This is a genomic window from Ensifer sp. 38_S197 (assembly GCF_056924495.1).
The window spans coordinates 2,641,392-2,655,163 of sequence record NZ_JBXOVZ010000002.1 but is presented as its reverse complement, the minus strand read 5'-3'; the positions used below and the strand labels follow the sequence as shown (position 1 = coordinate 2,655,163).

At 62.6% G+C, this 13,772-nt stretch carries 11 protein-coding genes; 6 read left to right on the top strand and 5 right to left on the bottom strand.

The features are described 5' to 3' along the window. Window positions 1–43: 43 nt before the first annotated feature. Entirely contained in the window at window positions 44–1,810 is a 1,767-nt protein-coding gene (locus AC1Z3V_RS25955) for a hypothetical protein (protein ID WP_483502508.1), read from the top strand. A gap of 210 nt (window positions 1,811–2,020) precedes the next feature. On the opposite strand, the gene AC1Z3V_RS25950 is transcribed toward AC1Z3V_RS25955, so the two are convergent. Together AC1Z3V_RS25950 and AC1Z3V_RS25945 are read right to left on the bottom strand one after the other, a co-directional pair. After that, complete coding sequence (locus AC1Z3V_RS25950) at window positions 2,021–2,335, bottom strand: EthD family reductase (protein ID WP_483502506.1); 315 nt, start codon at window positions 2,333–2,335, stop codon at window positions 2,021–2,023. A 128-nt stretch (window positions 2,336–2,463) separates the two neighbouring features. Next, a complete protein-coding gene (locus tag AC1Z3V_RS25945; RefSeq protein WP_483502504.1) occupies window positions 2,464–4,110 on the bottom strand; it encodes a Na/Pi cotransporter family protein in 1,647 nt (548 codons plus the stop codon). 351 nt (window positions 4,111–4,461) lie between these two features. On the opposite strand from AC1Z3V_RS25945, the gene AC1Z3V_RS25940 reads away from it, so the two are divergent. Genes AC1Z3V_RS25940 through AC1Z3V_RS25920 form a run of 5 tightly spaced genes read left to right on the top strand, consistent with a single transcriptional unit; the run spans window position 4,462 to window position 9,922 of the window. Beyond that, on the top strand, window positions 4,462–6,354 hold the full coding sequence (locus AC1Z3V_RS25940) for a peptidylprolyl isomerase (protein ID WP_483502503.1): 1,893 nt from the start codon (window positions 4,462–4,464) through the stop codon (window positions 6,352–6,354). Between the two features lie 18 nt (window positions 6,355–6,372). Further along, window positions 6,373–7,386, top strand: coding sequence for an anthranilate phosphoribosyltransferase (gene trpD / locus AC1Z3V_RS25935; protein ID WP_429820805.1), 1,014 nt, complete (start codon window positions 6,373–6,375; stop codon window positions 7,384–7,386). 16 nt (window positions 7,387–7,402) lie between these two features. Continuing rightward, window positions 7,403–8,218: an indole-3-glycerol phosphate synthase TrpC gene (gene trpC / locus AC1Z3V_RS25930; RefSeq protein ID WP_483502501.1), complete on the top strand. Its 816-nt coding sequence runs from the start codon at window positions 7,403–7,405 to the stop codon at window positions 8,216–8,218. Beyond that, the gene (gene moaC / locus AC1Z3V_RS25925; RefSeq protein ID WP_429820801.1) at window positions 8,218–8,706 is read left to right on the top strand and encodes a cyclic pyranopterin monophosphate synthase MoaC; all 489 of its coding nucleotides are present in this window, start codon (window positions 8,218–8,220) and stop codon (window positions 8,704–8,706) included. Before trpC ends, moaC begins: the two co-directional genes overlap by 1 nt. 4 nt (window positions 8,707–8,710) lie before the next feature. Beyond that, window positions 8,711–9,922 carry a molybdopterin molybdotransferase MoeA gene (locus AC1Z3V_RS25920; protein ID WP_429820799.1) on the top strand — a complete coding sequence of 404 codons (1,212 nt, stop codon included), beginning with the start codon at window positions 8,711–8,713 and terminating at the stop codon, window positions 9,920–9,922. Window positions 9,923–10,238: 316 nt separating this feature from the next. Here AC1Z3V_RS25920 and AC1Z3V_RS25915 read toward each other — a convergent pair whose 3' ends face one another. From AC1Z3V_RS25915 to AC1Z3V_RS25905, 3 genes are all read right to left on the bottom strand, one after another. After that, window positions 10,239–11,531 (bottom strand): hemolysin family protein, encoded by a 1,293-nt coding sequence (locus tag AC1Z3V_RS25915; protein WP_483502499.1) that lies wholly within the window; start codon window positions 11,529–11,531, stop codon window positions 10,239–10,241. Between the two features lie 166 nt (window positions 11,532–11,697). Continuing rightward, window positions 11,698–12,441, bottom strand: a complete 744-nt coding sequence (locus tag AC1Z3V_RS25910; protein ID WP_429817185.1) for a FadR/GntR family transcriptional regulator — start codon at window positions 12,439–12,441, stop codon at window positions 11,698–11,700. A 256-nt stretch (window positions 12,442–12,697) separates the two neighbouring features. Then, entirely contained in the window at window positions 12,698–13,768 is a 1,071-nt protein-coding gene (locus AC1Z3V_RS25905; protein WP_429817182.1) for a BMP family ABC transporter substrate-binding protein, read from the bottom strand. Window positions 13,769–13,772: the final 4 nt, after the last annotated feature.

The following is a 13,772-nucleotide window of genomic DNA, read 5'->3' as shown; positions in this document are numbered from 1 at the left end:
TGCAGCGCGTGTGCATCGCTCCCCAGGGGGAGACGAGACCGCAATGCATAGCCGCACCGAACTCGATCTAGAGGCGCAACAGCCAAGTGCGGCACTCACCTTCGTCCGCTCACCGCTTTTCCCGCTCGCCCTCACCTTTGGCGTGCTCGCGCTGCTGCTTTGTGTGACGATCCCGCAGCCGATCGGCCCGATGTTCTGGGACCATTATCTCTATCTCGATGCTGCAAACCGAATTCGTGACGGACAAATCCCTTCGGTCGATTTCTTCACCCCCGTCGGCGCACTCGGCTATTACCTTTTCGCTGGCCTGCAGGCCATCTTCCCCAACGGCCATCCATTGCTGCTCGCGAGCTGGTGTCTGCTACTCGTCACCGGACCGGTGATGGCGCTCGTCGTCTTCGACGTGCAAAAGCGCTCGGCGCTGCTTGCCTATGCGATCCTGCTGCCGTTCCTGTGGTTCTCGGTATTGCCGTTCAACACCGGGGATTTCTACCCCTATCCCGGCTCGGACGGCTTCGGAATCTACAATCGCCAGGCCTGCCAGCTTCTTTATGTGCTCGCTGCAGCGTTGGTTCATGTTCGCGACCGTCGTATCCTTGCATTCGTCGTTGCCGCGGCGATGGTCGCTCTCTTCTTCGTGAAGATCACCGGCGCTGTCGCCGGCACTGTTCTTTGCCTGATGGCTTTTGCCGCAGGCCGCATCCCCTTCAAGTCGGCGCTGGCCGCAGCATCGCTGTTCTTCGCCGTGCTCGCCGTGGCCGAGATTTCCGTGAGCGCCGTATCGGCCTATCTCAACGACATCCTTGCACTGCTGGCCGTCAATGACGACAGCTTATTGCCACGCCTTCTGCAGGCGGCGTCGCTCAATGCCGGTCTGCTGATTCCGGCCGGGTTGCTCGGCCTGGCGCTTTTCGCGGCGCACCTTTCATCCTTTGCACAATCCCTGCGACAGCTTGGCGGGCACCCCTCCCTATCGGCACTCGCGAAGGTCTTCGACCAACCGTTCGTCTGGCTGGCCGCCTTCGTCCTTGCCGGCATTCTCTTCGAGAGCCAGAACACCGGCAGCCAGGCCTTCATCTTTCTGCTGCCTTTGCTGCTGAAGATCGTTGCCGACGAGGTCACCGGTGCCGTGCCTCAGCCGCGTGCGATCGCAATAGCGATACTCGCCCTGGCGGCCACCCTCCCACCAGCCACGGCCGTCCTGCAAAAAAGCGCTCGCGCGTGGATCGGGGCCATCAACAATGTGCCGCTCGAAAGCCGGAACCTCAAAACAATGGGCGCCGTCAATCTCCGGCCCATTCTGGCGCTGCGCGCCGAACGCCTGCGCGATATCTATGCGGCCCATCGCCCCGCCTTCGATGCCTTTGCAAATGCCGGCGAGCTACCGTCGTTCCTGCTCTATAGCGATTTCGACTTCCAGGCCGGCTGGCTGACAAATGTCGATGAAGCCATCGATGCAATGCGCGCCTATGAGGCGGCAAATGGCGTGCGCTTCGAAACGATCCTCAACATCGATTTCACCAATCCGTTCCCGTGGCTGATGGATCGCAGCGCCCCGAAACACGTCGCGACCGGTGCAGATCCGTTCCGCGCCGTCCCTCCGCCGGATGAGAATGTCCGCGCCGCCCTCCGTTCGGTCGACGTCGCGCTCGTACCGACCTGTCCGGTCACCAACGTCAATCGGATGCTGCTTTCGCTCTATCAGCCGAGCCTCGAGCTCGGCCATGAGCGCGTGACGCTGACAAGATGCTTTGACGCCTTTATCCGCAAAGAGCTAAAGGCCACAGCATCAGCCGCGAGCAGCTCTTGATAACCGACGACTAGGTCACAAACTCACAAAGCGCATCCAGATTTTGGCTGAAGCGAGTTTGACGAGAGCAAGGTAGTTTTCGCTTCAACGGCAACCACATGTTCCCGATCGTCGACCGGTTCGGCACCGGTTACGTCACCATGGATCAGGTGCGCCAGCGCGACGCCGATCCTGGAAAGTTCAACGGCTACGCCTGACGCGTCGAAGCCCCTACCCTCCAACGATTTCGCTGAACTGCACGACAGGCGCGATGTCCGTATAGTTGGCGACGTCCGCGACGATCTCCGCGCGGTGGGGACCGAACGCCTCCTGGAATGTCCCCAGGGAGGGCGAGTAGATGTGGCACGCCGCGACGAACTCCGGCGCGCTTCCAGGTTCACGACCCGCAAGGCCCTTATCGATCTCGTAGCGCAGGCAGGCATCGCCGAGCCGTTCCTGGATCAGTGGCATGTGGCGGGTGCGGTAGTAGTCGTGATCGAACTTCGAACCGCCCTCGGCGGGATAGTAGACGCTCATCTTGATCATGGTCGGGCTCCTGCCTGAACGCCTCTCCGTGCGTCCGAGGGGCCTTTATAGCTCACCGACTGGTAAAGCACATCCAGACCTTAGCTGAAGCGAGCGACGCTAGTGCGTTCAGATGAACGCGCAGCGCTCTAGGCCTCGGGACGCAGCCGGCTCTCGGTCAGAAGCCCGCTCTCCTCCAGGATCGGATAGGCGACGGACGCAATATGCGCGTTGACGCGCTTGAGATCGCGCAGCATGTCGAGATGCAGCGAGCTCGTCTGAAGGCTCTGGACCAGCCCGTCTCGCAAACGCTCGATATGCCGCTCGGCCGAACGCTTCTCCATGTGGCGAACGCTCACCTTCACCTCGATGAGCTGCCGGGCGAGATCGGCATTGCGGCTGACGAAGATGGATTGGGCAACGCGAAGATTGTCGATCGTAAGATTGAACAGGCTTTTCAGCTCCTGGTAGCCCTCCTCCGAGAACTTCAGACCGTTGTCGACCTTTTTGACGATCTCCTCGCAAAGCCCCTTCTCGATGATGTCGCCCATATGCTCGAGGTTGATGGCGTAGTCGATGATGACGATCGAGCGCCGACCGTCCTCCTGGCTCAAGCCATCACGTCCCAAGCGTGACAGAAAGATCTTCACTTCCTGTTGCAGCTGGTCCACCTGCTTCTCGAACTTCCCGATGTCGCGAATTTCGGAGAGATCGTTGTTTTCGAAGGCGGTGGCTGCACGCATCAACATTATCTCGACCAGATCGCCCACGCGCAGAACCTCGCGGGTCGCTCCGGAGAGCGCCATGACCGGCGTATGCAAGGCACTTTCATCGAGATAGCGCGGTCCGCTCTCTTCCGTTTCCGCATCGGGAATGAAACGGACCATCAGTTGCGACAGCAGGCCGGAAAAAGGCCAGGCGAGGATCGCGACAGCGAGATTGAAGGCAAGGTGGATATCGACAGGCAGGTTCTGTCGCGGCAGCGGCAGGCTCTGCAGGAATTCTACACTCAAGCTCGTCAGCGGCAGTGCGATCAAACAGCCGGCTGCGCGAATGACGAGATTGCCGAGGGTGACTCGGCGCGCCGATGGCGCGGAGGCCAAGGTCGCCATGACCGGCGGGATCGCGCCCCCGAGATTCGCGCCAAGCACGAGCGCCACCGTCAATCCCACGGTCAGAATGCCCGCGGACGAGAGCGACAGGACCAGCATGACGACCGCCAGACTGGAGGACGAAGCGAAAGCCAGCCCGGCGGATATGAGGAGGGCGACAGGCCAGGCGCTGTCGAGCATGCCAAGGAACGCCGCCAGCGCCGGAGAATCGCGCATTGGCTCGGTCGCGGAGCCCAGCAGGTGCAACGACAGGAGCATGAGGCCGATGCCGACGAACGCGGCCCCGAGACCCTGGCGGGCGTTCGAGCGGCTGGCACGGTGCAGAACGACACCCAAGAGGATCACGAGGGGCGACAGCCACTCGATGCCGGTCGCGACGATCCAGGCGGTCATGGCCGTGCCGACATTGGCGCCGAGGAGCACGATCTGGGCCATGCGCGAGCGCACCAATCCCTTCTCCACGAAGGAAGCGGTCATCAAGGCAGTGGCCGTCGAACTCTGCAAGGCAAGCGTCGCGACCAGTCCCGTCGCGAAAGAGCGGACGGACCCATTGGTCCCCTGCGCGAGACCGGCGCGCAATCGCGCACCGAAGGCGCGCGTCACGCCATCCTTGACGAGCGACAGGCCGAAGAGGAGCAGTGCGACCGCCCCGAAAAGATTGACCATCACGATTGTCGACTGCATTGCATGCCTTCCCGCGGGGACTTCAGAATCGCCCCTTACCCTTGCAACAGAACCACAGTTCCACTGCGTATTCGACTCAATCTGACATATAATTTTCGATTGCCGGCTAATGAATCCGACATGGGTTGTGCCGCGCGCGCCCGATAGGTTTGCAGGTCCTTCGCGGGACCTTCCGCGCCCGCGACAACGCGGCGGTGGCAAGCATTGAAACTCGGGCGATCGCGATTGGCCAACGATCCCGTGAGTGCGCGCAATTTGCGGTAAACGACCCTTCATTTCCTGTTTCGTTTGTTTTAAGGAACGAATTCGTTTGGCCCATGGCCGCCGCATTGCAACGAGGTTTCTGCCCCCATGCTCGAATCCCTGAGAACTGCCGCCCAGACCTGGGTAGTCAAAGGCCTGCTAGTCATTCTCGTTCTGTCGTTCATGGTGTGGGGCGGCTCATCTCTGACGATGACGAGCCAGTCGGACGCGGTGGTGGTTGTCGGCGACGTCAAGGTCAAGGCGCCGGAGTTCCGGCTCGCCTATGAGACCATGCTGGCTCAGGCCTCCCGCCAGCTCGGCACCCGCTTGACGCCGCAACAGGCACGCGCCTTCGGCATCGAACAGCGGGTCTATTCGCAAGTCGTTGCCGGTGCGGCTCTCGACCAGCTTGCAGACGACATGAACCTCGGCCTGTCGCAGGACCGGCTGGCAAAGCTGATCGCCGACGATCCGGCGTTCCACAGCGTCAATGGCCAGTTCGACCGGCTGACGTTCTCGAGCGTCCTGCGCAATGCGGGCCTGCGCGAACAGGATTACATCAACAGCCAGAGCCAGACCGCGATCCGTTCGCAGATCGTCGATGCGCTCTCGGACGGTTATGCCGCTCCCAAGGTTCTCACGGATGCGATCGGCGCCTACCGCCACGAAAAGCGGACCGTCGACTATCTGCTGCTCTCGAACGCCAATATCGACCCGGTGAAGGTGCCGGGCGACGACGTGCTGGCGCCCTGGTACGATACCCGCAAGGCAAACTACCGCGCCCCCGAATACCGCAAGTTCAGCTATGTAAAGCTCGAGCCGGTCGACGTCGCAGACACGGCAGCCGTGACGGATGAAGAGATGCGAACCGAATATGACCGGCGCAAGGAGAGCTTCCGCACCGCTGCGACGCGGACCATCGAGCAGCTCACCTTCCCGTCACGTGAAGCAGCTGACGCTGCAGCGGCCAAGCTCTCCTCCGGCACGAGCTTCGATGATCTGGTGAAGGCTGAAGGCAAGACCTCGGCGGACGTGCTTCTCGGCGAATTCACCAAAGATCGCGTGCCTGACGCCAAGATCGCCGAAGCGGCCTTCGCGGTTGCTGCCGACGGTGGCGTATCTCCGGTTGTCGACGGCGCCTTCGGCCCGGTCATTCTGCGCGTGACGAATATCCGTCCGGAAGCGGTACGCAGCTTCGACGACGTCAAGGAAGAACTGCGCAAGGACATCGCCCTTTCGGCAGCGAGCGAAGAGGTCATGCGCCTCCACGACAAGATCGAGGACGAGCGCGCTTCCGGCGCTCCGATCAAGGAGGTCGCCGACCAGCTCAAGCTGAAACTGGTGACCGTCGATGCCATCGATGCAACCGGCAAGGACAAGAACGGCGACGCCGTTGCCGGCCTACCGGAGCAGGCTGCCCTTCTTCAGGAAGTCTTCAAGGCGGATGTCGGAGGGGAAACTCTGCCGGTCAATGTCGGCCGCGACGGCTATGTCTGGTTCGATCTCGATGAAGTTACCCCCGCGCGCGATCGCACGCTGGACGAGGCTCGCGATGAGATCGGCGCCGATTGGATGGCGGAACAGCAGCGTGCGGCCCTTGCCAAGAAGGCTGGTGAGTTGAAGCAGCGTGTCGAGCAGGGTGCAAAGCTCGCCGACATCGCCAATGAACTCGGTCTCGCCGTCGAAACGAAGTCCGGGCTGACGCGCGCCACTTCGGACGCGGCCCTGAGCCCGGCGGCTGTCGCAGCCGCGTTCTCGGGTCCGAACGGCTTTGTAACCAACGCTGCCGGCATCGGTGGCGAGGGACAGGTGCTCATGCAGGTGACGGCAGTCGAGAACGGTGGCCCCACCGACGCTCTGCAGGACGATAGCCGCCAGATCGAGGCCATGGCCCGCGTCAGCGGCGAAGATATTCTGGATCAGATGGTCGCCACGCTGCAGGCCGCCTACGGCGTTTCGATCAACCAGACGCTCGGCGAAACCGCAGTTACTCAACGATAGGCTTCGAGGAAACAACCGATGAGTGATCTCAAGCCATTCGTCGCCAAGGTCGCCGCCCGCGAGGCGCTGAACCGTGAAGACGCCCGTGCCGCCTTCGAAATCATCATGTCGGGGGCCGCAACGCCATCGCAGATCGGTGGCTTCCTGATGGCGCTGCGTGTGCGGGGCGAAACGGTCGATGAGATCGTCGGCGCGGTCGGCGCCATGCGGGCCCGCATGCTGCCGGTCGATGCCCCGGCCAATGCCGTCGATATCGTCGGAACCGGCGGTGACGGCGCCGGCACCTACAATATCTCGACGCTCGCTTCGCTCATCGTGGCAGGCGCAGGCGTCCCGGTCGCCAAGCACGGCAACCGCGCACTGAGCTCGAAGTCGGGCACAGCGGATGCGCTCTCGTGCCTCGGCGTCAAGCTCGACATCGGCCCCGCAGCCATCTCGCAATGCATCCGGGAGGCGGGCGTCGGCTTCATGTTCGCGCAGCAACATCATTCGGCGATGCGTCATGTCGGCCCGACGCGGGTGGAGCTCGGAACGCGGACGATCTTCAACCTGCTCGGTCCGCTCTCCAATCCGGCCGGCGTCAAGCGGCAGCTCGTCGGCGTCTACGCGCCGCAGTGGGTGCAGCCGCTTGCTGAGGTGCTGCGCGATCTCGGCTCAGAAAATGTCTGGGTCGTTCATGGGGAAGGCCTCGACGAGATCACCACGACCGGCACGACTGAGGTCGCGGCTCTCGAGAACGGCAAGATTTCGACCTTTACGCTGACGCCGGCCGATTTCGGCCTTCAGACGGTGACGCTCGATGCGTTGAAGGGCGGCGACGGAGCGTATAATGCGGTGGCACTCCAGGCGGTGCTCGATGGTGCCGAGAACCCCTACCGGGACATTTCCCTTGCCAATGCGGCAGCATCGCTGATGATAGCCGGACGAGCGAAGGACCTCGGCGAAGGCATGGCGCTCGCCCGCCAGTCGCTTTCGAGCGGCGGTGCCAAGATGGCGCTGCAGCGCCTGATCAGCGTTTCGAACGCGGCCTGAGAAAGGATCGGCAACGATGACGGATATCCTGCGCAAGATCGAAGCCTACAAGCGCGACGAGATCGCGGCCGCGAAATCGCAGACGCCGCTTTCCGAGCTCAAGGCGCGTATCACCGAGCAGTCCGCGCCGCGCGGCTTTCGAGCCGCGCTCGCCGCGCGCAAGGCCGCCGGCACATTCGGGCTGATCGCGGAGATCAAGAAGGCAAGCCCGTCGAAGGGGCTCATTCGCCCGGACTTCGACCCGCCAGCCCTTGCCAGGGCTTACGAAGCTGGCGGTGCCGCCTGCCTCTCGGTACTCACGGATGCACCGAGCTTTCAAGGCGCGCCCGCTTTCCTTGAAGCGGCACGCGCGGCCTGCGCCCTGCCCGCACTGCGCAAGGACTTCATGTTCGACACCTACCAGGTGTTCGAGGCGCGGGCTTGGGGCGCCGACTGCATCCTGCTGATCATGGCTTCGCTCAGCGACGACGACGCTCGCCGCCTCGAAGAAGCGGCGTTCGAACTCGGCATGGACGTGCTCATCGAGGTGCATGACGCCGAAGAAATGGAACGTGCTCTCAAGCTCGCCTCCCCGCTCGTCGGCATCAACAACCGCAATTTGAGGACGTTCGAAGTCGATCTCGCCGTTTCAGAGCAGCTTGCAGGCATGGTGCCTTCCGACCGTCTGCTGGTCGGCGAAAGCGGCATCTTCACCCACGAGGATTGCCAGCGGCTGGAAAAAAGCGGCATCACCACCTTCCTCGTCGGCGAAAGCCTGATGCGCAAGAGTGACGTCGAAGCGGCGACACGCAGCCTGCTGACCGGTACCGCAAACACACTGGCGGCCGAGTAATGGGTAAGCCGACGCTCACGCATCTTAGTGGCAGCGGCGAAGCGAACATGGTGGATGTCGGCGACAAGGCCGAGACGGTGCGCGTTGCGGTCGCCGAAGGCCACGTCCGGATGAAGCCGGAAACGCTGACGCTCATCCTCGAAGGAGACGCCAAGAAGGGCGACGTCATCGGCACGGCGCGGCTTGCGGGCATCATGGCCGCCAAGCAGACCGCTACTCTCATCCCGCTATGCCATCCGTTGATGCTGACGAAGGTAGCCGTCGACATCACACCCGACCCAGCGCTTCCCGGCCTGCGGGTCGAGGCGCTTGCCAAGCTCACCGGCCGCACGGGCGTCGAGATGGAGGCACTGACGGCCGTGAGCGTTGCGTGCCTCACCATCTACGACATGGCGAAGGCCGCCGACCGCGAGATGGAAATCGGCGGGATCCAGGTCGTCAGCAAATCTGGCGGCCGGTCCGGCGACTTTCGACGCGAAGGGAAATGAGATCATGTCGCTGCTATCCGTCGAAGATGCGCTCGACCGTATTCTGGGCAGCGCCACCCTGAGACCACGGACCGAACATGTCGGTCTTCACGACGCTGTCGGCCGCGTCCTTGCCGAGGATGTCCCGGCGCTCGTCACGCATCCGGCCTTCGACAATTCGGCGATGGACGGCTATGCCGTCCGCCACCAGGACATCGAGACCGTTGGCGCCGAGCTTGCCGTGATCGGCCAATCGGCTGCCGGCCATGGCTTCAAGGGAGAGGTGGGGCCTGGACAGGCCGTGCGCATCTTCACCGGAGCGCCCCTGCCCGCCGGCGCGGATACGGTGATCATCCAGGAGGATACCGAGCGGCTGCCGGAAGACCGGATCCGAACCAAGTTCGTTCCCGGTAAAGGGCGCCATATCCGCTTGTCCGGGCAGGATTTCGCCTTTGGCGAAGCCGCGCTCTCAGCGGGCGAATTGCTCGATGCCGGACGATTGACGCTCGCCGCCGGCATGAATCACGCGCGACTGCCCGTTTTCAAGCGCCCGAAAATCGCGATCCTCGCCACCGGCGACGAACTGCTGCCTCCCAGCAGCAAGCCGGGCGCCGACCAGATCATCGCCTCCAACAGCTTCGGTGTCGGCGCCATCGCGCGCGACAACGGCGCGGAGGTCATCGATCTCGGTATCGTCGCCGACGACCAAAAGGCGATCGCGGACCAGGTCGCGCGGGCCCAGGCGGCCGATGTCGATGTGCTTGTCACGCTTGGCGGCGCCTCGGTCGGCGACCATGACCTGGTTCAGGCAACTTTGCTTTCCTGCGGCATGACGCTCGACTTCTGGCGCATAGCCATGCGCCCGGGAAAGCCGCTGATGGTGGGCAAGCTCGGCGATACGACCGTGCTCGGCCTCCCCGGCAACCCGGTCTCGAGCCTCGTTTGCGCGCTGCTGTTCCTGGAGCCGCTGACACGCAAGCTCGCGCGACTGCCCGCCCGCGAGCGTATGACGACCGCACGACTCGCGAGCCCGCTGCCAGCCAACGACGTCAGACAGGACTACGTGCGTGCGCGTCTTACCAGAGACGCAGACGGGAGCCTCGTCGCGCATCCGTTCTCGCGGCAGGACTCGTCGATGATGAAGGTCTTCGCGCAGTCCGACTGCCTGATCGTGCGCCGGCCGCACGCTGCGGAAGCGCCGCTCGGCGCATCCTGCGACATTCTCAGGCTGCGCTGAAACACTCGCGTCAATTCTGCTGGTATTCCCGGATTGGCGAGCGAACATCGCTGGCCCGGGAAGGTCTCATTTCTGCTTTCAAGCCCGGATCATGTCATGGCGCCGACATGATAGCGCTGTACAAAGGGAGCTACTTGATCGCCGCCGAGGACGTCCGACTACGGATGTACTAGCGGATCCGCGGTGATCTGGAAAAAGGTCGGGTTCAGCCCGGCCTTTTGCTTTTGCGCGGCAGGTCCGGGTCGTCCAGACAACGCTGCCGCCTCGAGCCGAAGCAGACGTGTCTCCGGCTCCCTCGACAACGTCATGGCATGGCTCAGCTGGCCGCCTCGTCGCTGCGGCTGACGAGGATCTTGTCGATCCGCCGTGCGTCCATGTCGACCACTTCGAAACGGTAACCGTGGGCGATGGCAATGTCGCCCTCCTCCGGCGTCTTGCGCAGTTGCTGCACCAGGAAGCCGGCGATCGTCTCGAAGTTGCCGTCGGCGTCGATACCTTCGATTCCGATCGTCAGATGGATTTCGTCGATCGGTGTCCGGCCATCGACGAGATAGCTGCCATCTTCACGCTGGCGGATCAGCGCGTGTTCGATGTCGTCGTAGTTCGACGGCAGAACGCCGACGATTGCCTCCAGAATATCGGCAATGGTGATGATGCCTTCGGTGCTTCCGTACTCGTCGACGATCATCGCCATGTTGATGCTCGACGACTTGAAGGCGTCGAGCGCCTTGAGGCAGGACGCGGTTTCCGGCAGCGTGTGGATCTCCCGGATGTATTTGCGCACGTCGAACGGTGCGGAGGCCGGGGCGTTCAGGACTTCCTTCGCCAGGACCGCGCCGAGCACGTCACCGCTCGGTCCATCGACCACTGGATAGCGGGAATGGCCAAACTGGTCGATCTTGCGGCCGACGGTCTCCAGGCTGTCGTTGACGTCGATGAAGCTCACCTCCGTCCGGTGCGTCATGATCGACTTCACGTTGCGGTCACCGAGCCGGATGATTCGTCTGAGCATCTCATGTTCCGACTTCTCGATGGCGCCGCTTTCGACGCCCTCGGCCATGATCGCCTGGACCTCTTCTTCCGTCACATGGTCCGGGTCGTCCGCGCGCATGCCGAGCAGACGCATGGCGACCGATGCGGCCGTTTCGAAGAGATAGACGATCGGTGCGGCGATCCGCGACAGGAGCAGCATCGGCCTTGCAACGAACATCGCCAGCGCTTCGGAATTCTTCAGCGCCAGTTGCTTCGGGATCAGCTCACCGATGACAACGGACAGGAAGGTGATCAGGGTGACGACGAGCGCGACGGCGACCGTGTTGCCGTAGGGATGGATCCAGGCGATCTCATCGAGGATCGGCGCGATCCTGGCAGCGATGGTCGCGCCGCCATAGGCGCCGGCGAGCGTACCGACCAGCGTGATGCCGACCTGAACCGTGGACAGGAATTTGCCCGGATCTTCCGCCAGCCTCAGCGCAACCTCGGCGCGGCGATTTCCCTGTTTTGCCATCTGGCGAAGCATGGGCTTGCTTGCCGAGACGATTGCCATTTCCGAGAGAGCAAAAAATGCGTTGATCAAAAGCAGGACGAAAATGACAAAAAACTCGGACATGGTCTCCAGGTCACCGTTGACGAAAGCCGCTCCGCTGGGGAACGACCAATCACCAGATAAGGCCAGCGGACGATCTGAGCAAGCGCAAGCATTGAAATCGATGCGATCTAGCGAACATTGAAGCTGGCCGACGACGGAATTTTGAACAATCCCGGAGAGGCCGAGGTCAGGCGCTGTTATGCAAGGCGCTGCGCACCCGCTCGCGACCGATCTTGATGACATTCTCCATGGCGAGCCGGGCGCCGACCTCATCACGCCGGCCGATCTCCTCAACGATGCGGATATGGTTGCGGGCGACCTCGTCTATGCCGCCCCTTTCAGCGGTCGGCGAACTCAGCTTGAAGACGCCAACCAGCGCCGCCTCGATCAGCCCGCCGACCGTTCGCATGAACGGGTTTCCGGAGGCCTCGGCGACCGCGAGGTGAAACTTCAGATCCGCGACGGCAAGGCTCTCTGCCGTATGCCCTTCCTCGCCCATGGCAACGGCGAGACGCATCATGCGGCTGATTTCCGCTTCCGAAGCGTTTCGCGCGGCGAGTGCTGCCGCGTGCGGCTCGAATGCGAGACGCACTTCGCTAAGGTGATAGAGGAAATCCTCGTCGACCCCGCACTCGAAATGCCAGGTCAGGATATCGCTGTCGAACAGGTTCCAGTCGTTGCGCGGCGTCACACGCGTGCCGATGCGGGCGCGGGGCACGACCAGTCCCTTGGCGGCCAGCGTCTTCATCGCCTCGCGAAGAACCGTCCGCGACACCTTGAAGCGCGCCGCGAGCTCCGGATCTCCTGGAAGAATCGAGCCCACGGGGAACTCGCCGGATATGATCGCCTTTCCAAGTTGATCGACGACATGCGCGTGGCTCGTGCGTTTGCGCGAGCCGGACACAACAGTTTCCAGCAAACTCCTGTTCAACCCATCTCCTCCAGGCACTCCCCTGCCTGATTCCTGCCGACACGCGGATATCGGTGTGCCAAAGCACCGCCGGCCGCTTGCCTCAAACTTGCGCAAACGAGTGTAGTTTGATCCACCGATTCCGGAAAGCCCCCGGAAAGACAGGCAGAATCAGCGTTTGCGACATTCTCCAATCGTCGCTACGCCTGCTTGCCCATCCTCAAAAGACAAACCCCGCCAGAGGGCGGGGTTTGCTTAACGTCACTGGTGTGAGCCCTTACTTCGGCAATTGGTCGTCGACGCCTTCGACGTAGAAGTTCATGCCGAGCAGCGTGCCGTCGTCAGACGTTGCACCGGCTGCGAGCCATTCGCTGCCGTCCTGCTTCTTCAGCGGGCCGGTGAAGGGTTTCAGCTCGCCCGACTTGATCTTGGCTTCGGTTTCCTCGGCCATCTTCTTCACGTCGTCAGGCATGTTGGTATAGGGCGCCATCGTCAGGATGCCGTCCTTCAGGCCGTCCCAGCTCGAGGTCGATTCCCACTTGCCGTCGAGGAAGGCCTGCGTGCGCTTGATGTAGTAGGCGCCCCAGGTGTCGACGATTGCCGTCAGCTGCGTGTTCGGGCCGGCGGCGATCATGTCGGAGGCCTGGCCGAAAGCCTTGATGCCACGTTCGGCAGCAACCTGCATCGGAGCCGTCGTATCGGTGTGCTGCGTCAGGATATCGACGCCCTGGTCAACCAGTGCCTTGGCGGCGTCAGCTTCCTTGCCAGGGTCGAACCAGGTGTTTGCCCAGACGACCTTAATCTTGAAGTCCGGATTGACCGAGCGCGCACCGATGATGAAAGAGTTGATGCCCATCACCACTTCCGGGATCGGGAAGGAGGCGATGTAACCGGCGACGCCCTTCTGCGACATCTTCGCGGCGATTTGGCCCTGGATGTAGCGGCCTTCATAGAAGCGGCTGTTGTACGTCGCGACGTTCGGCGCGGTCTTGTAGCCGGTGGCGTGCTCGAACTTCACGTCCGGGAACTTCTGCGCAATCTTGATCGTCGCATCCATGAAGCCGAAGGACGTCGTGAAGATCAGGCCGCAGCCCGAGCGCGCCAGACGCTCGATCGCACGTTCCGCATCCGGACCTTCCGGCACGCTTTCGAGATACTGGGTCTCGATCTTGTCGCCGAGCTGCTTTTCCAGCGCCTGGCGGCCGAGATCGTGCGCCTGGGTCCAGCCGCCATCGGTCTTGGAGCCGACGTAAACGAAGCAGATCTTGGCCTTCTCCTGGGCGCTCGCAGCCGGGGCGAAGCCGATAACGGCCGCGGTGCTTGCGAGGACGAGCAGTAGTTTTTTCATTTTC